Raw genomic sequence first — 21041 nt, 5'->3', positions numbered from 1 at the left:
TTCCGGGTCGGTGACGTCGTCGCTCGCGGCATCACGGGTTCGCCTCCGCCGGTGCCTTCGGGGCTCGCCGGTCCGACGGCCCCGCGGGCTCCGGGGGCCCCGCGGGTTTCGCGAATCATGCGAAAGGCATCGCGGTGAGCACCGTCCGCGCCTCCGTGAGGTGGATCCGCGCCGACATCAGGGCCCGCAGGGGCCAGGCGCTGCTCACGCTGCTCGCCGTCGCCGGGATCGTCACGGCGCTGATCACCTCCGCGACCCTCCTGGAGGACGGCACCAACCCGTGGCGGGGGCTGTTCGCCGAGTCCAGGGGCGCGCACGTGTGGATACACACCAAGGACGCCCCCGACCCGGCCGCGCTGTCGAGGCTGCCCGGCGTGGTCCAGGTCGCGGGCCCCTACCGGTCGGCTCCGGTCACCCTCACGCTGGACGGCAAAAGGTCGCCGGTGGCGCTGCGGGAGATGTCCGCGACGCCGCCCCGGGTCGCCGCCCCGCTGATCCGCGAGGGGCGCCCGCTGCGCTCCGGCGACACCGACGGCGTGGTCGTCGAGCGCTCCTTCGCCAAAGCGCTCGGCCTGAGGGTGGGCGGAGCCTTCCCGGTGACCGCGCTCAACGGCGCCACCCACCCGCTCATCGTGGTCGGCCTGGCCGACACCGCCGACCAGGGGTTCTACCCCGAGTGGACGCCCGGCCTCGCCTGGACGCTCGCGCCCGTGCTGGCCAGGGTCGAGCCCGCGCTGGGGCGCAGCGAGTCGGTCACCGGGCTGCGCCTGGCCGACGGGGAGGCCACGCTGCCCGCCGTCCACGGCGCCGTCACCCTCCTGGACGAGCAGATCCAGCGGATGTCCACCTGGCGTGAGGTCCGCGCCTCGATGGAGCTGGACAACCGGTTGCTCGGCCTGCTGCTCGCGCTGTTCGGAATCACCGGGCTGGTGGCCGCCGCGCTCGCCATCGCCAACGCGGTGGGCGGCCGGGTGCTGAGCCAGACGCGCGACATCGCCACCCTCAAGTCCCTCGGCTACACCCGGGGCCAGGTGTTCGGCGTGCTCATGGCCGAGCACGGCGCGCTCGGGCTGCTCGGCATCGCCCTCGGACTGGTCTGCGGGCAGATCGCGGCCTCGTTCGTCCTGGACGGGGTGCCGATACTTCCGCTCTCCCCGGTCCCGCTGCTCGCCATCACCGGCGGCACCGCCGCCGTGGTCCTGATCGCGGTGGCACTGCCCGCCTGGCGGGGCGGCCGTACCCCTCCCGTCCCCGCGGCGCCCGTCGCGCCGCCCAGGAGGCACCTGTCCCGGCTGGCGCGCCTGGCGCTCCTCGTACGGCTGCCTCCCGCCCTGGTTCTGGGCACCCGGGACGCCTTCACCCGTCGCGTCCCGGCGTTCCTGAGCATCTTCGGCGTCGCGATCCCGATGATGATGATCACTATTGGGCTCGGCTGCTGGGCCACCCTGGACGACTTCCTGCGGCACCCGGAGCGGGTCGGTCAGGCGGCGGCGCTCACGGTGCGCCCGGACAAGCTCTCGGCCGACGACGCCCTGCGGATCGCGAGGGCCGACCCCGGGGTGCTGGCGGTCTACCCCGGCACCGAGGTGCCCGCGCTGGAGCCCGAGCAGACCAGGAGCGTGCTGGCCCGCGCCGCCGGAACCTCCGCCGAGCCGTACCCCTTCTCGGTCGTCGAGGGGCGGATGTACGCCGCCAGGGGGGAGGCCGTCGCGGGGCAGGGGCTGCTCGACCTGCTGGGCGTGAAGATCGGAGACCGGATCCGGCTCACCGTCGGCGGCACCCCGCTGATCGTGCACCTCGTGGGCCGGGTGGTGGAGCCCGACCAGGACGGCGAGGTGCTCTCCTTCGGGATCGACAGCCTCGCGGCCAAGGACGCGGTGCCGCCGCAGTTCTACAGTCTGGTGCTCAAGCCGGGCGCCGACCCGGCGGAGGTGAGGGCACGGCTGATGGTCGCCTCGGGAGAGGCCCTCGAGGTCCGGCGGGTGGTGAATCCGGCGGAACGGCTCGCGATCATCCGCGTGGTGATCGTGGCGCTGATCGTCGTGCTCGCCCTGCTCGGCCTGGCGAACCTCCTGACGGCGAGCGCCCTCGGCCTGCGCGACCACGCCCTCGACCTCGCGGTGCTCAAGGCGATGGGCCTCACCCCCCGGCAGGTGGCGGCCACCCTGGTCACCGGGACCGGCCTGCTGATCGTGCTGGGGGTGGTCGCGGGCACCGCGGCCGGGGCCTCACTCGTCGGCGGGCTGATCGACCTGCAGGGGCACACCAGCGGCGTCGGCGCGGGCATCGGCCGTACGCCCTCGGCCCTGACGCTCGCCGTCGCGGTGCTCGTCGCGGTGGGGAGCGCCCTGCTGGTGACGCTGATCCCGGCGGGGTACGCGGCCCGCGCCCAGGTCCCGGTCACCGCGAGATGACCCTGAACCGTCGGCGTTCACCCTGGACGGCCCCGGGACGATGACCGTCCCGGGGCCGTCCAGGAAAAGGGGGGTTCAGCCGTCGATGCCGGGGACGTCGGCGTTCTTGAGCGAGAACCAGTAGAAACCATGGCCGGGCAGGGTGAGCAGGTACGGCAGGGTGCCCACGGGGGGGAACCGCACCCCGCCCCTCGCCTCGACGGGGATCATGCCCGCGAAGCGGCGCAGGTCGAGCTCGACCGGCTGCGGATACTTCGAGAGGTTGTTGACGCACAGCATCAGGTCCTCGCCGTCCTCGCGGACGAAGCTGAGCACCGCCGGGTTGCTCGACCACAGCTCGTTGTAGACGCCGGTGCCGAAGACCTGGTGGCTGCGGCGGATCGCCAGCATGTTCCTGGTGAAGTGGAGCAGCGAGGCGGGGTTCTTCTGCTGCGCCTCCACGTTGACCGCCTGGTATCCGTGGATCGGGTCCATGACGACGGGCAGGTACAGGCGTCCGGGGTCGGCCGTGGAGAAGCCCGCGTTGCGGTCGGGGCTCCACTGCATCGGGGTGCGGACCGCGTCGCGGTCCTCCAGCCAGATGTTGTCGCCCATGCCGATCTCGTCGCCGTAGTACATGACCGGGGAGCCGGGCAGCGAGAGCAGCAGCGCGGTGAACAGCTCGATCTGGTCGCGGTCGTTCTCCAGCAGCGGGGCGAGGCGGCGCCGGATGCCGAGGTAGGCCCGCATGCGCGGGTCCTTGGCGTACTCGGCGTGCATGTAGTCGCGCTCCTCCTCGGTGACCGTCTCGAGCGTCAGCTCGTCGTGGTTGCGAAGGAAGATGCCCCACTGGCCGCTGTCGGGGAGCTTCGGGGTCCGCGACATGATCTCGGAGATCGGCTCGCGGCTGCCCCGTCGCACCCCCATGAAGATGCGCGGCATGAGCGGGAAGTGGAAGGCCATGTGGCACTCGTCGCCGCCGGTCGCGGGGTCGCCGAAGTACTCGACCACGTCCTCGGGCCAGCCGTTGGCCTCGGCGAGCAGCACCCGGTCCGGGTAGAGACGGTCGACCTCGGCGCGGATCTTCTTCAGGTAGGCGTGGGTCTCCGGCAGCCCCGAGCAGTCGGTGCCCTCGCGCTCGAAGAGGTAGGGCACCGCGTCGAGCCTGAAACCGTCGATGCCCAGGTCCAGCCAGAACCGCAGGACCTCCAGCATCGCCTCCTGGACCGCCGGGTTCTCGTAGTTCAGGTCCGGCTGGTGGTGGAAGAAGCGGTGCCAGTAGTACTGCTTGCGGACCGGGTCGTAGGTCCAGTTGGACTCCTCGGCACCGATGAAGATGATCGGCGCGTCGGGATACCCGGTCGGGGTGTCCGACCATACATAGAAGTCGCCGTACGGCCCCTCGGGGTCGTGCCGGGACGCCTGGAACCAGGGGTGTTTGTCGCTGGTGTGGTTCATCACCAGGTCGGTGATGATGCGCAGGCCCCGCTGGTGCGCCGACTCGATCAGCTCCACGAAGTCCCCGAGGTCCCCGAAGTCCGGAAGGATCTTCATGTAGTCGGAGATGTCGTATCCGCCGTCACGTAGGGGAGATTCGTACAGCGGAAGGAGCCACAGGCAGTCGACGCCGAGCCACTCGACGTAGTCCAGCTTCTCGATGAGACCGCGCAGGTCACCGGTGCCGTCGCCGTTGGAGTCCTTGAACCCGCGGACCAGCACCTCGTAGAAGACCGCGCGCTTGTACCACTGGGGATCCGCCGAGACGAAGTCCTCGGCCACGGACTCCTGGGAAGGGGAGGGGAGGGGGGATGGGGTCATCGTGTTCTCGCTCACGGTGATGAAGGGCAGGACGAAGTCACCGGATGCTCCGGCTGATGATGTTTGGTGACCGCGCCGGCGGGAGCCGTCATCCCCACGAGCTCCATGGCCGCGGACAGGACGAATTTGTGATTCAGGGCTGTCCGTTGTGGCGCTTTCTGGGCCGAACACTACCAGCCACCTGGGACCCCCGAAGCCCTCTTGGCGTGGTACATCGCCCCCGCCCCACGGAATTTTCGCGCGCATCGCGCCACGACCGCGTAATCGTCGCGTCGCTGATTGTTTTCCTGCCTGAAACACGACACGCCGTAGAGGGGTGACCTCGTCCTATGCCCGGGGATCCGGCCGATACACGGACCCTCCCGCGCGGCCAGGAGCCGGTCCTTTGCGCGGATGTTGCGCATCGGGTCCCCGAAGCATTCCCGAAAGCATTCTCAGGGCACTCCGGGGGCACTCCGGGGCACGGAGAAACCCTCACGGAACGGACGCCTCGGAAAGGGCCGGGGCGGGCACGGGACGGACGGAGACCGCTCCCGACGCGGAAGGGGAGGGGATCAGTTCCAGGGCGGGGTGAGGTCGGGAAGGTGGTCCCGGTAGTCGCCGAGCCAGGCGCCGAACAGCACCAGGCCGCGCACCCAGAATCGGTCGTTCCAGCCGTTGAACCGCGCCAGCGCGTCGGGGCCCTCGGCGACCACGGCGTGGAGCTGCTCCGACAGCAGCGAGGGCACGGCGCCGGCGACCCGGGTGAGCATCAGGTGGCCGTACTCCCTGGCGGGTGCGGCGGCCGAGCGGAGCGGGACCCGCTGGAGCGGCTGCTTGACCACGTTGGTGGAGGGCAGCGCGGCCACGCGCGGGTTGGCCGCGTACAGGACCTCGCGGTAGAAGCGCCCCTGGTCCTTGCGGTGCACGCCGACCGAGAGCGCCGCGTCGAAGAAGGCGGGGTGGATGAACGGTGCCGCGAAGGACGCCTCGGGGCCGACCAGGTTGACCGGGGAGCGGGCGATGCCCCGCGCGGTCCTGGTGTGCAGGACCGAGAGCGGCAGCTCGGCCCGGTGGCCGTTGAGCATCGCGGTCGACTGGGTGAAGGCGTGCCTCACGCTGTCGGTGATCCACGCCTCGGCCCCCTCCGACAGGAACGGCACGGACGGGGAGCCGAGCGCGAGCGAGCCGAGCAGCGCGGCCTTGCGCTCGGCCTGCGTGGAGGCGCCGAGCGCGGCCCCGCTGACCATGAAGTTCTTCAGCAGCGGCCCGCCGGCCAGCCCGTCGACGAGGGTCCGCCCCGCCCGGTGCACCTCGCGGGCGAACGGGGTGTACCAGGCGTGGTGCGGGGTGAGGAACTCCAGTCGCCGCGCCGCGGCCAGCGCGTCGTCGGGATAGGCGTCGGCGTCCTGGGTGATCACCCTGTGGCGTACGCCCAGCTCGCGGGTGATCGCCTTGGCGAAGACGATGTCGGTGTCGGTGCCGTCGTCGGGGCTGGTCGTCCACGACTCCACGTCGGCGCCGCGCGCCACCGCCACCGAGCACAGCAGCCGTGAGTCGTAGCCGCCGCTGACCGGGACCAGCAGCGGGCGCCCGTCGAACTCCTTGTAGACCTCGTGCAGGATCTCCAGGATCTCCCCGGCGGTCCTGCCCGCCTCGTAGGGCTCCTCGCGCAGCCAGCGGGGCAGCATCCGCTCGACGCCGATCCGGTCCGACGCCCGGTCGAAGACGAGCGCGCTCGCCCCCGCGAGCCGTTTCACCTGCGTGTACGGGGTGTCGTCGCGCAGCGGGAAGGTGAGCTGGATGATCGAGGCCCAGGCGTCCCAGTTGATCTCGTAAGGCGTGCGCGCGAGGGAGAGCAGCGGCTCCAGCAGCGAGGAGAAGTAGACGGCCCCGCCGTAGGACAGGTAGTAGACGTCCACGAGGCCGAGACCTCCGGTGTGCAGTGTGATCCGCTCACCGTCGTCGATCAGGCCGGGTGTCTCGTAGGTCTCCGCCACCGTGATCCACGGCGCCGCGCCGCCGGGCCTGCGCTCGCCCCAGGCGAAGGCCCAGGTGCGCTCGTCGCGCCGGTACGGGGGCAGCGGGGAGGAACTGAACAGGGCCGCGTTCTGAGCCTGGACGGCGGGTCTGACCCGCGGCCCCGCCTCGCGCAACCTCTCCAGGACGGCCTCGTCGAGGTGTCCGATGCCGCCGCAGACGTACGGCCTCACATTGAACGTCGGCCACTGCACCGTGCTGACTCCTCTGTGTCGCGATTGACCAAAGGGTATCCTTTCGCCCGGCTCACGAAACGGAGGACGGCGTGGCGGGCGAGCAACTCGAAAGCACACGACAGGCGTTGCGGGAGGCGGTGGCGCACGCGGAGAGGGCTTCCGAGCTGGCCCGCCTGCTCGACGCGGCACAGGCCAAGATCGCCGATGCGGAACGTGCGGCCGAGGAGCTGCGCGGGGTGAAGGAGCTGCTGAGCGAGACCGAGGAGCGCCTCGAGGCCGCGAACGCGGCCGAGGAGAAGCTCCGCAAGGAGCTGGCGGAGCAGCGCTACCAGGCCGAGGTGGCCAAGTGGAAGCTCTCCTCGGTGCAGGTGGCCCGCTGGTCACGGCTGGGCGACGCGATCAAGACGGGCAAGAGCAACCCGGTGCGGCTGGCGCGCGGCCTGCGTGGGGCGGCCAAGCCGGCCAAGCGCCCGACCGCTCCCAAGCGCCAGCCGGTGCCGCGCAAGGCGGGCGACAAGGCGCCGGTGCCCGGGGCGTCCTTCCAGGCCACCAGCTCCGTCAGGACCGTCGGCGGCAGGCCGGTGAAGCTCAAGCCGTACCGCGTCCCGACCGGCCCGAACACCCGCCCGCACCTCACCGCGGCCGTGATCGCCGCGCCGCACGGCGAGGCGCTGCTGCGCTACGAGTGGCGCCAGACCACCGGTTTCACGCCGAAGGACTTCGCCAGGGTGCTGGCCGCCGAGGTCCCGCACCTGCTGCTGGTCGAGTCGGTGACCGAGGGGCCGTGGGCGGAGGAGCTGCGCCGGCCCGGCCAGGGACTGCACGCGCTGCTGGCCTGGTGCGCGGAGCGGGGCATCCGCACGGTCTTCTGGCACACCGGGGGCACGCCCGCCGAGTTCGTCGCCGCGGCCCGGCTGTTCGAGCACGTCGTGACCGCGCTGCCCAAGTCCGTGGGGCCGTGGGGCGCCGCGCTGGCGGCCCAGGAGCCCGAGCAGGGACGCCGGGCGCCCTCGCTGGGAATCCTGCCCTTCGCGATCCAGCCGCGCGTGCACAACCCGTTGCCGCTCGCCGGGGACCGGTTCGAGCGGGTGCTCTCGCTGGAGGAGCTGCTTCCGGGGCACCTGTCGTACCCGGACGTCCTCACCTCCTACCGCTGGCCCGTCGCGGTCGACTGCCCGCCGGGCACGGAGCCCTGGCGGATGGCGGAGCTCGCCGCCTGCGGCACCCCCATCGGCACCGAGCCCGACGCGCGCCGCGCCCACCTGGCGCTCCGCCAGGCGTACGCCTCGGGCACGATGACCAACAAGGTCGACGACCTGCTGGACGCGATCGGCCTGCCCAGCGGCAGGGCCACCCTGAACATCTCGGTGATCATGATCGACCGGGGCGACCTCGACTACGCGCTGGCCCAGGTCGCGCCGCAGAAGGGCGTCGTGCAGCTGGTGCTGCTGTCGGACGCCTCGGACGCCGCGGCGCGTGCCCGCGACGCGATGCCCGACGGCGTGCACGTCACGGTGCGCCGCCCCACCTCCAACCTGACCACGGGCGGCCTGCTCAACCGGGCCCTCGACCTGTGCCAGGGCGACCTGGTGGCGGTCATGGACGCCCGCGACCGGTACGGCGAGCACTACCTGGCCGATCTCAGCCGGGCGTTCCTGTTCGCCAGTGCCGACATCGTCGGCAAGGCGGCCTACTACGCCCACCTGCGCGACGTCGCGGCGACCGTGCTGCGCCAGCCCTCGGCCGAGTACTCCTACCTGCCCGACGTCGCGGGAGCCACCCTGCTGGCCCGCCGCGCGGTCCTGCGGGACATCGGCTTCGCCGACGTCTCGGACAACTGGGCCGACGTGCTGATGCGGCAGTGCCGCGCGGACGGGATCAAGGTCTTCTCCGCCGACCGCTTCGGCTACGTCTGCCTCCGCGACCGTGACCGCTGGCTGCTCGGCTCGGCCCAGCTCGTCGACTACGGTCCGGCCGACCCGCACGCCCTGGTCTGAACACCGGCGACCGTCGGGCGGTCGGCGGCGCCACCGACCGCCGGCCGCCCCCGTCGCCGCCTGACGACCTCACCGGGAAGTCAGGCTGCCGGGTTGACTTCCTCTCCGGGGCCGAAGCCCGGGGTCGCCACGCTGGAGGGATTTCGATGACGCCCGGCACGCTCGGCGAGGTTCTCGGCCTGCCGCCGATTCCCAGGGGGACGTGGGCGGGGGAGGCGGTCTACGTCTCCCCGGTCGCGCTGCGCAGGGGCGAGGACCCCGAGGAACTGGCGGAGCGGCTGCGCGCGCTGCCGGGGATCACGGCCGTCCGGGTACGGCCCCGGGGTTTCCTGGAGATCGTGGTGGCCGTTCCCGGCGAACTCGTCACGGAGATCGGCGCGACCGTTCCCGTGCCCACGGGCGAAGAGCCCGTTCCCGCGAGGGAGGTCCCCGTGGCCCCCGGTGACACCTCCGTCGTTCCGGTGGCCGAGGGCGGAGTTCCCGTGGACACGCTCGGGGGAGGGTCCGCGTGGGGGGATCTGCCCAGGACGTGGGCCAACCCCGGGTTCGTCGTCAGGTACGCGCACGCGCGGGCGGTCGCCGTACAGCGCTGGGCCGTCGAACTCGGCGTCGGCGGGGATTTCAGGCCCGAGTTGCTGGAGGACCGCAGGGACCGGGCGGTGCTCAGGCTGCTGGCCGAGATCCATGGCAGGCGGGTGAGCCGGGACCCCGGGTGGGCCGCCTACGCCGAGCAGCTGGCGCTGGCGTACCACGACGCGTTCGAGGGGGCCGCCGCGCTTCCCTCGGGGGACGAGGAGCCGTCGGAGCTCCACACCGCCCGGGTGCGCCTGGCGCGGGCCGTGCGGGACGTGCTGGCCGAGGCGTTGACGGCGCTTGGCGAGACGGCGCCCGAGAGACTGTGATAGACCCTCCCAAAGGAGTTCAAAAGGATCAGGGGAGAGGTGAATGGTCGGGCCTCGTGACTGGGAGGCGCACGAGCCGCGCCGATCAGGGGTGGTCCGGCGGACGCTGCCGACCCTGCTCGCCTTCGCCGTCATCCTCGGCGGGCTCGCCTATCTCGGCGGAGACCTCAGGGAGCTCCTCGGCACCGCCCCCGGCTCGCCCATCTCGGCCGCGGCCAAGCATCGCCTCTACGGGGACACCGAGCCGGTCGACGGCCGCTGCGACACCCTGCCGAAAGACATCGACGCCGACGTCAGGGCGTCGTTGGAGGCTCTGGCCGGCTGCCTGGAACGGATGTGGGCGGCCACCCTGGCGCGGGCGGAGATCGACTACGAGCCGCCGGGGGAGGTGCGGCTGGTCGACGCTCCCGAGGAGGCCGCGTGCGGGATCGACGACTACGACTGGGCCGGGATCTACTGTCCGGGGCCTCGCGTGGTGAACGTGCTGGTCGAGGGCGAGCGGGCCTTCCCGATGATGTTCACCCTCGCGCACGAGTACGCCCACCATGTCCAGGAGGTGAGCGGGATCGCCGACCAGAGGGGTTCCGAGGCCTTCGACGAGGCGTGGTCGCGGCGGCTCGAACTGCAGGCCGACTGCCTGGCCGCGGTGGCGCTGCGAGGCGTCGCACCGCGCCGGCTGGAGAATTTGCGCCTTCTCGCCGGGCGCGGCCCCGGCGCGGACGAGGGGGCGGAGGCGGGCTACCGGCAGTCGCACGGCTCGGGGACGAGCAGCGCCGGGTGGATGCTGCGCGGCCAGAAGGGCGGCACCGTGGGGTCCTGCAACACCTGGGGCGCTCCCGCCGAGCAGGTCTCCTAGGCTCGGCGGGCCTTCGCCGGGCTTCCCGCCGTACCCTCCGCACCCGAGCGCTCGGTCCGGCTCCCCGGCCTGTCTTCCGCGCCGAGCGCGGCGCGTTCGGCTTCCCGCCGTACCCTCACGCTTGGCTCGGCGCGTCCGGCTTCCCGCCGTACCCGCCACGCCGAGCGCTCGGTCCTCCGGCCTCCGGGAACGCGCTCACCCGGTCTCTCCCGAGGATCGTGTCGCGGTGCGACCTTAAAATATGTCGCCAAAACGGCCCATAACGTAAAAAGTTCGCGTGTTCGAGCAGGATCGCGTCTCGATGGGTGGGCAATCGTCTCAGGGGGATCACCGGGTCCGATAGCCTCGATCGGGTGAGTCGATTCGTCCACCCCGCCGGTGACCGGCATGCAGAAGTGCTGCCCGAGGAGCGCCCTCCGCACGCACCCGCAAACCTGAACGCGCTCGATCCGACCATCTGGCCCCGAACGTCGAGCCGCGCCGACGGCTCGATCACGATCGGCGGCGCGGACGTGAGGGACCTGGTCGCGGAGCACGGCACCCCGCTCTACGTGGTGGACGAGGAAGACTTCCGCTCCCGCTGCCGTGACTACGCGAGCGCGTTCTCCGGCGGCGAGGTCCACTACGCGGGCAAGGCCTTCCTGTGCCGCGAGGTCGCCCGCTGGATCATGCAGGAGGGCCTCGGCCTGGACGTCTGCAGCGCCGGGGAGCTCGCCGTCGCGCTCAGCGTCGGGTTCCCGCCCGAGCGGATCACCATGCACGGCAACAACAAGTCCCTCGCCGAGCTGGAGAAGGCCGTCGAGGCCGGGATCGGGCACATCGTGGCCGACTCCTTCGAGGAGATCGCCCGCCTGGGCTTCCTCGCCGACAAGCACGGCACGCGTCCCAAGGTGATGATCCGCGTCACCGTGGGCGTCGAGGCCCACACCCACGAGTTCATCGCGACCGCCCACGACGACCAGAAGTTCGGCTTCTCGCTGAGCAGCGGCGCGGCGGCCGAGGCGGCACGGCGGATCCTCGCCCTGCCCCAGCTGGAGCTCGTCGGCCTGCACTCCCACATCGGCTCCCAGATCACCGACACCGCGGGGTTCGAGGTGGCCGCGGCCCGCCTCGCCACCCTCCTGGTAAAGATCAAGGACGAGCACGACGTCGTGCTGCCCGAGCTCGACCTCGGCGGCGGCTACGGCATCCCGTACGTCGAGGGCGACACCGCGCCCGACGTCAAGGAGATCGCCGACAACCTGCGGGAGATCGTGAGCAGGGTGGCGAGGGGCGCCGGCCTGCCGGTGCCCAAGCTCACCGTCGAGCCGGGCAGGGCGATCGCCGGGCTGGCCGGCGTGACGCTCTACGAGGTCGGCACGATCAAGGACGTCGAGGGCCTGCGCACCTACGTCAGCGTCGACGGCGGCATGAGCGACAACATCCGCACCGCCCTCTACGGTGCCGACTACACCGCGCGCCTCGCCTCCAGGGAGAGCGACGCCAAGCCGATGCTCTCCCGCATGGTCGGCAAGCACTGCGAGAGCGGCGACATGGTCGTGCGCGACCTGTGGCTCCCGGCCGACCTGGCCACCGGCGACCTGATCGCCGTCGCGGGCACCGGCGCCTACTGCCGCTCGCTCGCCAACAACTACAACTACCTCCCCAAGCCCGCCGTGGTCGCGGTCAAGGACGGGGTGTCTCGCGTGATCGTCCGCAGGGAGACCGAGGACGACCTGCTGAGAGGACAGCTGTGAAACGACCCGGAGCGGCCGAGAGCGCCGTCCACGGTGTGAGTGACAAGGGGGCGTGACCGGATGGCACTGAAAGTCGCACTTCTGGGATGCGGCGTCGTCGGTTCCCAGGTGGTCAGGCTCATGCACGAGCAGGCCGACGACCTCGCCGCCCGCGTCGGGGCGCCGCTGGAGCTCGCCGGGGTCGCCGTACGGCGCCTGGGCCGCAGGCGGGACGCCGACGTCGACCCCGCCCTGCTCACCACGGACGCCGAGGCCCTGGTCACCCGCGACGACATCGACGTCGTCGTCGAGGTGATCGGCGGCATCGAGCCCGCCAGGGCACTCATCCTGGCCGCGCTGAACAGCGGAAAGTCGGTCGTCACGGCGAACAAGGCGCTGCTCGCCGAGCACGGGGCGATCATCCACGCCGCGGCCAGGGCCGGTGGCGCCGACCTCTACTTCGAGGCGGCCGTCGCGGGCGCGATCCCGCTGATCAGGCCGCTGCGCGAGTCGCTCGCCGGTGATCACGTGCATCGCGTGCTCGGCATCGTGAACGGCACCACCAACTACATCCTCGACCAGATGGACTCCAGCGGGGCCTCGTTCTCCGACGCGCTGGAGGAGGCGCAGGCGCTGGGCTACGCCGAGGCCGACCCCACCGCCGACGTGGAGGGCTTCGACGCCGCGGCCAAGGCCGCGATCCTCGCGGGGATCGCCTTCCACAGCCGGGTGACGGCCGCCGACGTGCACCGCGAGGGCATCACCGAGATCACCGCGACGGACGTGGCCAGTGCCAAGGCGATGGGATACGTCATCAAGCTGCTCGCGATCTGCGCCCGCTCCGAGGACGGCAGGTCGTTCGGCGTACGGGTGCATCCGGCGATGATCCCCAGGACGCACCCGCTGGCCGGGGTCCGCGAGGCGTACAACGCGGTGTTCGTCGAGGCGCGCTCCGCCGGGCAGCTCATGTTCTACGGCGCGGGCGCGGGCGGCGCCCCGACCGCGAGCGCCGTGCTCGGCGACATCGTGGCCGTGGGACGCAACGTGCTGGCGGGCACCCGGGGACCTGAGGAGTCAACGTACGCGGACCTGGTCGTGCACCCGATGGGCGAGACCGTCACGCGCTACCACGTCTCCCTGGACGTCGCCGACAAGCCGGGCGTGCTCGCGAGGGTCGCCGACATGTTCGCCAAGCAGGACGTCTCCATCCAGACCGTGAGGCAGGAGGGGCACGGCGCGGACGCCCAACTGGTGCTGGTCACCCACCGGGCGAGCGACGCCGCGCTCTCCGCCACGATCGAGGGCCTGCGCGAGCTGGACATCGTCCGCGACGTGGTGAGCGTCATGCGGGTGGAGGGCGAGGACGCCTCCTAGCGGCATCCGTCGGACTGTTCTCCTCCGCGTGTCCGCGTGGGCGGCGGGTCGAGGGCGGGGACGCGCCTCCTGGCGGCACCTGCCGGTCCGCCGTGGCCGGCCCCCCCGCCCGAGCCTGTTCGGTGTCGGCTCGGTGTCGGCCCGCTCGGCCCGCGCCGGTCCGGCGCGGGCGCGGACCGCTGTCGGTCGGCACCGTCGCCGACATTGCCGAGGGCTCTCCCGGCACTCGCGGTGATCATGCCGTGTCGGCTCGGCATCGGGTTCCTGGGCATTTGATAACGGTTCATTTGGTGGCCTTTGCCGACTTATAGGGTTCTTTCATGCCCTGTCTGCCGTTCTGCGAAAGGGAGTCCACCGTGAAGGTCTTCCACCGGGTGGTGGCGTTCGCCACGGCGCTGGCCGTCGTGGCGACGCTGAGCCCGGCCGCCCACGCGGCGACCGCGCGTCCCTCGAAGAAGATCAAAACGATCGTCGCGCTCACCTTCGACGACGGCGACTCCACCCACCCCGCCGTCGCCCGCATGCTGGAGAAACGCGGTATGCGTGGCACGTTCTACATCAACACCGACACCGTCGGCGGCGAGGAGAAGCTGACCCGGCGCGAGCTTGCCGCGATCGCGAAGAAGGGGCACGAGATCGGCGGTCACACGCTGACCCACGTCCGCCTCACCGAGCTCACCCGGAGCGAGCAGGAGGGTCAGATCTGCGACGACCGCAGGGCGCTGATCGCGTGGGGGTACCGGCCCACGACCCTCGCCTACCCGTTCGGCGCGGTCGACTCCGACGCCAAGGCGGTGGCGCGGCGGTGCGGCTACGACGCGGCCCGCGGGGTCGGCGGGCTCAAGGAGTGGGGCTGCCCCGGCTGCCCGGCCGGTGAGCCCTTCCGCCCGCAGGACCGCTACGACATCCGCACCTCCGGTTCCGTCCGCGAGGACACCCTGCTGCGACACCTGAAGCAGCAGGTGCTCAACGCGGAGAAGACCGGCGGCGGGCTGGTTCCGCTCGTCTTCCACCGCGTCTGCGACGACTGCGGCCTCTACTCGACGACTCCCAGGCTCCTGAATCAGTTCCTCGACTGGCTGGGGACCAGGAAGTCGCACGGCACGGTCGTTCGTACCCTGCAGAGCGCCGTCGGCGCCCGCTACCGGAATGTGGGCTAGTGCTCCGGCCTTTGGGCCGGAGGTGAAGGCCCGCGCGGGAGTGCCCGCTAGGGTGCGAGTGTGCCCTGACCTGAGCGGTTTCGCCGTCAGATCAGGGGCGATGCGGTAATGTGTTCGAGTCGCCGCCGGACGGGCGGAGACGCTAAACGCCCGTGGAGGCCCGGTAAGACCACCGCTCGCGGTGGCTCAGGTCGACGAAGCAGGAAGCCTCAGAGGTGCCGCGTGAACGCGCGGCGCGGGCTGAATCCCCGGCCTTCAGGCAGGGGAGCGCGTCAACGCCCCCTGCCCGTGTGGGAGTGAACGCGGCCGAGACCGCCCGGAGACATCCGGGTGTCCTCGGCGGCGGCCAGCCTCGGCGAGACGGTGGGGCGTCAGGTGCCCTCGGTGAGCCTGCGGAGGCGGCGGGCGGCGCGGGAGAGCAGGGAGCGCTGCTGGGCCTGGCGCAGGGCGACGGCCTCCAGGCGGCGCTGCTCGGCCTTCTCCTTCCACCTGAGGGTGTCCCGGCTGCCCTTGGCGGCCTTGGAGCGCAACTCCTTCAGTTCGGCCTTGAGGGCGGCGACCTGCCGCTTGGCCCGCTCGGCCTCCTTCGCCCGCGACTCGGCCGCGGCCTTCCAGCGCGCGGCCTCCCTGTTGCGGTTGACGGCCCAGTAGGGGTAGGCCTGGGCCGCGGGCCGCAGCTTCCACGACTCCGCGTCCAGCCAGGTCGCCCCGTGCAGGTCGGCGATCACGTCGTCGAGCCGCTCGCCCTCGCGGGCCACGCGCATCGCCCTCGCGACGGCGGAGGTCCGCTCCAGGCGGGCGGCGAGGACCCCCGACTCGTCCTCGTCCAGCGCCACGAGCAGCAGGCCCTCGTCCTCCTTCTCCGCCCGCTCGATCAGCGTGGCCAGCGAGTCCGCCCCCGGCACCCATCCGGCGGGGCAGAGCAGGCGGAACGGTGCGGGCGCGGAGGTCGCGGGGACGTGCTCGGCGAAGGAGACGCGGCCGTCGTGGGCGTACTGGCCGCGCAGCAGCCGCAGGTCGAGCAGCGGGTCGTCCAGCGGGGCCGGGCGTTCGCCGGTGAGCGACCCCCATGGCCCGGTGAGGGTGACGCGCACGTCGGGCAGGGTGCTGGCCAGCGCCCCGTCGACGCTCGCCCTGACGTCCTCGAAGGAGGCGCCCTCGGCGTCCACCACGACGTCGACGTAGGGCACCAGCCACTGCCTGCCCGCGTCGGTGCGCAGGTGGCGCCGGTACGGGATCCGGTCGGCGATGAACGGGTCGTTGTGCCGCCTGACGTCCGCGGGCCTGCGCATCGCCGTCGTCGTACCCAGGTGCCAGCTCAGCGCCTCGGCGTCGGGGACGAACACCGCGCCCGTCTGGGTGAGCCGGTAACCCAGCTCGGTGTCCTCGCCGAGGGCGAGGGAGGTGTCCAGCCCTCCCGCCTCCCTCAGCAGGGCGGCGGGCAGCGAGACCGTCGCGCCCACGTGGACGCGGTGCAGGAGCGAGCTGGGCGCGTCGCGGAAGTCGCGGTGGGTGGCGACGAGCTCGCCGATCCAGTCGTGCCCGTGCTCGGGATCCTCCTCGAAGAGGGAGTCGGCCCTGTCCTTGGCGACGGCGATCTGGACCTCGGCCGGGGTGGGCGGGGTGCCGGCCATGGCGGTGAAGCGCAGTGTCCCCGTCACCACCAGGTAGCCGGCCAGATGGTGCCAGCGCATGTGCGCCTCGACGTGCTCCCGGTAGGAGACGATGTCGGCGTCCATCCGGTGGATCACCTCGCCGTCCGCGACGGCCACGCCGGTCTCCAGGGCCCAGGCGATGCCCCGGCGCCCCGAGGCGTTGCCGACGAGCCGGGTGTGTTCGGGGGCGATCTCGGGGAGCCGGAGCGGGGGCGCGCTGCCGTCGTCCACGACGATCACCTCAAGGAGGTGGGAGGGGTAGGTCTGGGCGGCGAGTGCGGCCAGCGTGAGGTCGAGCCTGTCCTGCCGTCCCCTCGCGGGGATCACCACGCTCACCGGCAGGCGCGGCTCCCACGTGCCGGGCGCGGGTGCGGGCAGCACCCCGTAGTCGTTGCCCGGAATCCGGGGCGTGGCGACGGCGTCGCCGGCGAGGGCCCGCGACGTGCCCGCAGCGCCTTCCGTGGCCGGAGCCGGAGCCGGAGCCGGGGACGGGGCCGGAGCTGGTGTCGATGTCGGTGTCGGGTACGGCGTGCCGGGGACACGCCGTGCGTCGGAGGGGGGCGGCGTGCTCACGGCGTCTCCGTGGAGAGTTCCATGAGCGCGCTGGGCCGGAAGCCGCGCCACTGGCGCTTGTTGCGCCGCAGGAACGTGCCGATCGGCTCGCGCCAGGTGTGGTTGGCGACGTTGCCGCGCCGCAGGATGTAACCCAGTCCCTGAGTGCGGTAGATCTGTCCGCCCGCGGCCTGCACGGCGTGCTGGAACTGGGCGTCGATCGTTCCCGGCAGGGGACGGAAGCCGCCCACGGCCTCGAATGCGGAGCGTTCGGAGAAGATGGTTCCTCCGGCGATGAAGTTCGTGATCTGCTCGGTGATCTGCTCGCGGTGGACGGTCACCCCGATCGAGGCGAGATAGACGAACTCGGGGACCATGCCCACGACCTGGGCTCCCGAGTAGGAGTGGGCGAGCAGCAGGTCGGAGATGAAGTCGGGCCCGTACCAGTCGTCGTCGTCCATCTTCAGCAGGAACGACCCCGACGCTCTCGCCGCAGCCTGGTTCAGCACGGTTCCGAACACGGTCTGCTGGTCGGCCTCGACCATGGTGATCGGCCGTTCGAAGGACGCGAGGGCCTCGGCGACGCCCGGATGTGTCGCGGGGACGCCGTGCAGGGCGAGGATCACCTCGAACGTGGCGCCGCGCTGCCTGGACAGTTGCCTCAGCGCGAAGCCCACCATCTCCGGACGGCGGGTGACGAGCAGCACCGAGACCGTCGGCGCGGGCGCCACAGGGGCGCCCAGCTGCTCCCATCGGGCGCGGACCCCGTGCAGGCGCAGCGCCTCGCGGCGCAACCGGATGCTGTGCTCCTCGCGCTCCAGGTCGTCCTTGAGCGCGGGCTCGTCGACCGAGGTGATCAGTCTGGCCAGTTCGGGACCGAGGGCGCCCGCCCAGCGCGGCACGGTCTCACAGATCAGGGGAACCCCGGCCGCGGCCAGTCCGGTGACGACCCGCAGCGCGGCGGCAGGGCCGGTGTGGCTGTGCCGCCAGTCCACCCGTACGCACCTGACCTGCCTGATCCGGCTGACGTCCACGTCCGTGACGCGGCCGGAGGCGTCGAAGGAGGTGAGCGTCCCGCCCCCGCAGGTGATCGTCCAGCGCCCGGACTCGGAGGACAGGTCGGCCGTGCCGAGGGTCGGCACGGTGACGAAGTTCATGGGGTTGACCGAGCGGCTGTCGACCGGGGGAATGGTCCAGGGCTCCGACAGGTCGCCGATGCCGTTCTCCAGGATCTTGCCGCCACCGGGGCGGCCGAGTCTCTCCCAGGTCATCAGCTCGGCGACCGGGCGGTCCACCGTGGTCTCGCCGGTGGGATCGGCGCCGGACCAGGGCGGCGGCTCCTCGCCGACCGCGCGCACCACCAGGTCGGCGCCGCGGGCGCCGAACCTGTCGGGAACGGGGCCCGTGAGGGGCGCGGGGGCCGCGTTCGGGTCGCCGGGGCGCCAGTGGGCCGCTCCCGGGCCCGCCAGCGCGCCGACGGGGCCGGCGACGGCGTCCATCCGGTGTCCGCCGAACGCCCGCGCGGTCGCGGCGAGCGTCCGCCCGGCGGGCACCGGTTTGGAGAAGCCCGCCTCGACCACCCAGGCGGGCTGTTTCGGCTGGTGGACGCGGAGCTCCACGAGCGCGCGCCAGCGGTGGGCCGGGGTCGGGGACAGCACCGGCGCGGTGTACCAGTGCGGCGTCTCCAGTACGGCGACGACGACCCGGGGGGCCATGGCGAGCAGCGACTGCAGGCTCGCGGCCCTGCGGACGTCGGTCGCGGTGCGGGCGAGCACCAGGATCTCCGCGGCGCCCTCCTCGGCGCGCGGGAGGCCGTCGAGGTCGCCGTCGAGGTCCATCGCCCCGTACGCCTCCAGCTCGCCGAGCGTCTCGAGGCCCACGCAGTAGACGAGGACGCGTCGCTTGCCGGCGCGCTCCCTGGCGGCGCGGACCAGATCGATCAGAAGGGACATCAGCCGGTCTTCCCCCGCAGCCTGGCCGTTGAGATGATCTTTTTGAGTGGCCCGCGCCGCAGCTCGTCCTCCAGGCGCGCGTTCTTCGCCCGCAGCCGTTCGGTCTCGGCACGGAGGCTCTTCACCTCGCTCCTCAGGCTCTCCGCCTCACGCTTCCGGCGCGCGGAGTCGGCCCGCCATCTCGCGGTGTCCCCGGCGACGGGCTCCGCCTCGCCCGCGGTCGTCACGCCGACCTCGGCGGCGCCCACCCAGAGTGAGCCGAACAGCTCGTGGACGACCCCGTCGATGCCACCGTCGATGTCACCGTCGGGATCACTGCCGAGGCTCCGGCACCCATCGCCGCTCACCAGCGCGGCTCTGGCGAAGGCGGCGGTGCGTTCGAACCTGGCCGACCTCACCCCGGAGGGCCCCTCGTCGAGTGCCACGCTCAGCAGCCCGTACTCCTCGCGTTCGGCGAGCTCGACCAGTTCGGCCAGGCTTTCCGCGCCGAGCGCCCATCCGGCGGGCAGGGTGAGCCTGAACGGCGCGGGAGCGGAGTCGGCGGGCGTCTCCTCGGTGAAGGAGACGCGTGGCTCGTGGGCGTACAGGTTGCGCACCAGGCGCAGGTCGAGCAGTGGCTCGTCGAGGGAGGGGCGGCGCCCGGCGGGGAGGTCCGTCCACGGCCCGACCACGGTGACGGCGACGTCGACGAGGGTGCCCGCGAGCGCGGAGTCCACGCTCGCCCGCACGTCCTCGTAGGAGGCGTCGCGGGCGTCGACGACGACGTGCACGTACGGCACCAGCCAGGTCCTGCGCGGGTGGGTGCGCAGCCATCGCAGGTCGGGAATGAGATCGGGCAGCACCGACCAGTTGTGCCGGTGCACCTCCTTCTCCCGGATCATGACCGTGGACGGTCCGAGATGCCAGCCGCGGGCCCGCGGGTCGGGGATGAAGACCGCGCCCGCCTGCGCGAGACGGAAGCCGAGATCGGTGTCCTCGGCCATGTTCAGGGTGGTGTTCACGCCGCCGACCGAGCGCAGCAGCGTCAGGGGGACCGAGGTGGTGGCGCCGGAGTGGAGCCGGTAGGCCCCGGTGCCCGCGTCCCGCAGCCACCGGGTCTCCTCCAGCACCCCGGCCCGCCACTCGTGCGGCGCGGACTCGTCGAACAGCTTCTCCGCGTCCCGGGCGTTCACGGCCGAGAAGACCTCGTCGGCCGAGGGCCCGATCCCGCCGGGGGTGAAGCGGACGTCGCCCATCACGACGGCGTAGGGGAGGAGATGGTGCCAGCGCATGTGCGCCTCGACGTGCTCGGTGTCGAGGATCATGTCGGAGTCGACCCAGTGCAGGATGTCGCCCGCGGCGGCGGTGGCGCCGGTCTGACGGGCCCAGCCCCGGCCCCAGCGGCCCTCGGGCACCCGGACGAGCCTGGTGTTGGCCGGGGTGATCTCGGGGACGCGCATCTGCGGGTCGCTGCCGTCGTCGACCACGACCACCTCCATGAGGTGCGCGGGGTAGGTCTGCGCGGCCAGCCCGGCGAGCGTGCGGTCCAGGGCCTCCTGGCAGTCGTGCGCGGGGATCACCACGCTCACCCTGAGCCGGGGCTCCCACGTGCCCAGGTCCGGCGGGAGCAGGGAGCCGTAGTCGTTGTGCCTCACCCCGGCGCGCGGGACGGCGGTCCGGTCGTCGCTCGGGTGGGCGGGAGAGGTGAGGGAAGTGGTGTCGGGGGTGGCGAAACCAGTCCCGGTCACGCCTTTCCCTCCACTTTCTCCCCCGCGCCCCGTGCGGTTCTCGCCTCCACCGCGGCCAGGCGCGGCAGCAGGTCGTGAACCATCTCCTCGATTTCCTGATGCCGGGGTACGGAGGCCAGCCGGTCCTCTCCCAGGGAGACCAGGATCGCCTGCAGATCCTCGTCGCGCTTGTGCTCGTGCTTCTTGAGCAACTCGACGATCTCGTCGAGTCGCCGGTCGAGCCGCTGGGTGGCCGCCTTGACCGTGGCGAGTTCCGTCTCGTAGCGCTTGACCCGGGCGTCGATCCGCTGGGCTTTTCCGTCGACCCTGCGTACGGTCGCGACCGCGAGCACCTGGACGGCGAGCACCGTCGCGATCGCGCCGAGCACGATGGCCGCGGTGACCGAGATGATCTCGAAGCTCGCGAGCAGCGTCAGCGCGATCAGGAACACCGGGCCGAGTGTCGCCGCCAGAAGCGTCAGTTTTCGGGGTGTGGACATCCGCGCTTACCTTCCGTGCCGCTCTGTAATCTTTACCTGTCCTTGTCAGTGGTAAATGAGGTTATCGGCTCTTCAAGTGCAAATACGTCGACAAATAAGAAATTCGAAGGTTCCTGTGACCTGTGTGACAGCTGTGAGCCTTTAGCAGTGATCCTCAATGTCAAGTGGGAAGTGTGGTGAGAAGGGATCTTCCTGCCTCGCTATCCTTCGCTCGTGCCCGCGCAGCCGACCTCCCCCTCCCCGCCCTCTCCGGCCACCCCGGCGGG

Annotated in this window: 13 protein-coding genes; 7 read left to right on the top strand and 6 right to left on the bottom strand. The window is 72.0% G+C overall.

The features are described from left to right. Nucleotides 1-134: 134 nt before the first annotated feature. Complete coding sequence (locus ACFY3V_RS14160) at nucleotides 135-2414, top strand: FtsX-like permease family protein (RefSeq protein WP_389773248.1); 2280 nt, start codon at nucleotides 135-137, stop codon at nucleotides 2412-2414. A 75-nt stretch (nucleotides 2415-2489) separates the two neighbouring features. On the opposite strand, the gene treS is transcribed toward ACFY3V_RS14160, so the two are convergent. Then, the gene (treS, locus tag ACFY3V_RS14155; RefSeq protein ID WP_389773245.1) at nucleotides 2490-4211 is read right to left on the bottom strand and encodes a maltose alpha-D-glucosyltransferase; all 1722 of its coding nucleotides are present in this window, start codon (nucleotides 4209-4211) and stop codon (nucleotides 2490-2492) included. Nucleotides 4212-4765: 554 nt separating this feature from the next. After that, nucleotides 4766-6424 (bottom strand): asparagine synthetase B family protein, encoded by a 1659-nt coding sequence (locus tag ACFY3V_RS14150; RefSeq protein WP_362897491.1) that lies wholly within the window; start codon nucleotides 6422-6424, stop codon nucleotides 4766-4768. A 71-nt stretch (nucleotides 6425-6495) separates the two neighbouring features. Here ACFY3V_RS14150 and ACFY3V_RS14145 point away from each other — a divergent pair, with 71 nt between their 5' ends. The 6 genes from ACFY3V_RS14145 (at nucleotide 6496) to ACFY3V_RS14120 (ending at nucleotide 14410) form a co-directional block, all read left to right on the top strand. Further along, nucleotides 6496-8403 carry a glycosyltransferase gene (locus tag ACFY3V_RS14145; RefSeq protein ID WP_389773242.1) on the top strand — a complete coding sequence of 636 codons (1908 nt, stop codon included), beginning with the start codon at nucleotides 6496-6498 and terminating at the stop codon, nucleotides 8401-8403. Between the two features lie 146 nt (nucleotides 8404-8549). Further along, nucleotides 8550-9305, top strand: a complete 756-nt coding sequence (locus ACFY3V_RS14140; RefSeq protein ID WP_389773239.1) for a DALR anticodon-binding domain-containing protein — start codon at nucleotides 8550-8552, stop codon at nucleotides 9303-9305. A 43-nt stretch (nucleotides 9306-9348) separates the two neighbouring features. Beyond that, on the top strand, nucleotides 9349-10161 hold the full coding sequence (locus ACFY3V_RS14135; protein ID WP_362897494.1) for a neutral zinc metallopeptidase: 813 nt from the start codon (nucleotides 9349-9351) through the stop codon (nucleotides 10159-10161). A 353-nt stretch (nucleotides 10162-10514) separates the two neighbouring features. Next, nucleotides 10515-11897, top strand: coding sequence for a diaminopimelate decarboxylase (lysA, locus tag ACFY3V_RS14130; RefSeq protein ID WP_362897495.1), 1383 nt, complete (start codon nucleotides 10515-10517; stop codon nucleotides 11895-11897). A gap of 60 nt (nucleotides 11898-11957) precedes the next feature. Continuing rightward, a complete protein-coding gene (locus ACFY3V_RS14125; protein WP_389773235.1) occupies nucleotides 11958-13250 on the top strand; it encodes a homoserine dehydrogenase in 1293 nt (430 codons plus the stop codon). A 320-nt stretch (nucleotides 13251-13570) separates the two neighbouring features. Beyond that, entirely contained in the window at nucleotides 13571-14410 is an 840-nt protein-coding gene (locus tag ACFY3V_RS14120; protein WP_389773232.1) for a polysaccharide deacetylase family protein, read from the top strand. Between the two features lie 371 nt (nucleotides 14411-14781). Here ACFY3V_RS14120 and ACFY3V_RS14115 read toward each other — a convergent pair whose 3' ends face one another. From ACFY3V_RS14115 to ACFY3V_RS14100, 4 genes are read right to left on the bottom strand one after another with little or no spacing between them, the layout of a single operon-like run. Then, nucleotides 14782-16638, bottom strand: coding sequence for a glycosyltransferase (locus tag ACFY3V_RS14115; protein ID WP_389773229.1), 1857 nt, complete (start codon nucleotides 16636-16638; stop codon nucleotides 14782-14784). Beyond that, entirely contained in the window at nucleotides 16635-18569 is a 1935-nt protein-coding gene (locus tag ACFY3V_RS14110) for a glycosyltransferase (RefSeq protein ID WP_389773226.1), read from the bottom strand. Before ACFY3V_RS14110 ends, ACFY3V_RS14115 begins: the two co-directional genes overlap by 4 nt. Next, nucleotides 18569-20296: a glycosyltransferase gene (locus tag ACFY3V_RS14105; RefSeq protein WP_389773223.1), complete on the bottom strand. Its 1728-nt coding sequence runs from the start codon at nucleotides 20294-20296 to the stop codon at nucleotides 18569-18571. The genes ACFY3V_RS14110 and ACFY3V_RS14105 overlap by 1 nt, the downstream gene beginning before the upstream one ends. Then, complete coding sequence (locus ACFY3V_RS14100; protein ID WP_389773220.1) at nucleotides 20293-20775, bottom strand: hypothetical protein; 483 nt, start codon at nucleotides 20773-20775, stop codon at nucleotides 20293-20295. The genes ACFY3V_RS14105 and ACFY3V_RS14100 overlap by 4 nt, the downstream gene beginning before the upstream one ends. Nucleotides 20776-21041 lie beyond the last annotated feature (266 nt).

Origin of the sequence: Streptosporangium sp. NPDC000095, assembly GCF_042899335.1 — a bacterium.
GTDB lineage: Bacteria > Actinomycetota > Actinomycetes > Streptosporangiales > Streptosporangiaceae > Streptosporangium.
The sequence above is the reverse complement of the archived record's forward strand: the minus strand, read 5'-3'. Positions and strand labels throughout refer to the sequence as shown.

Excerpts from the sequence above, each read along its gene's own strand:
- treS (WP_389773245.1), bottom strand. The coding sequence starts at position 4,211 with ATGACCCCATCCCCCCTCCCCTCCCCTTCCCAGGAGTCCGTGGCCGAG.
- ACFY3V_RS14140 (WP_389773239.1), top strand. The coding sequence starts at position 8,550 with ATGACGCCCGGCACGCTCGGCGAGGTTCTCGGCCTGCCGCCGATTCCC.
- ACFY3V_RS14135 (WP_362897494.1), top strand. The coding sequence starts at position 9,349 with ATGGTCGGGCCTCGTGACTGGGAGGCGCACGAGCCGCGCCGATCAGGG.
- ACFY3V_RS14125 (WP_389773235.1), top strand. The coding sequence starts at position 11,958 with ATGGCACTGAAAGTCGCACTTCTGGGATGCGGCGTCGTCGGTTCCCAG.
- ACFY3V_RS14120 (WP_389773232.1), top strand. The coding sequence starts at position 13,571 with ATGCCCTGTCTGCCGTTCTGCGAAAGGGAGTCCACCGTGAAGGTCTTC.
- ACFY3V_RS14110 (WP_389773226.1), bottom strand. The coding sequence starts at position 18,569 with ATGTCCCTTCTGATCGATCTGGTCCGCGCCGCCAGGGAGCGCGCCGGC.
- ACFY3V_RS14100 (WP_389773220.1), bottom strand. The coding sequence starts at position 20,775 with ATGTCCACACCCCGAAAACTGACGCTTCTGGCGGCGACACTCGGCCCG.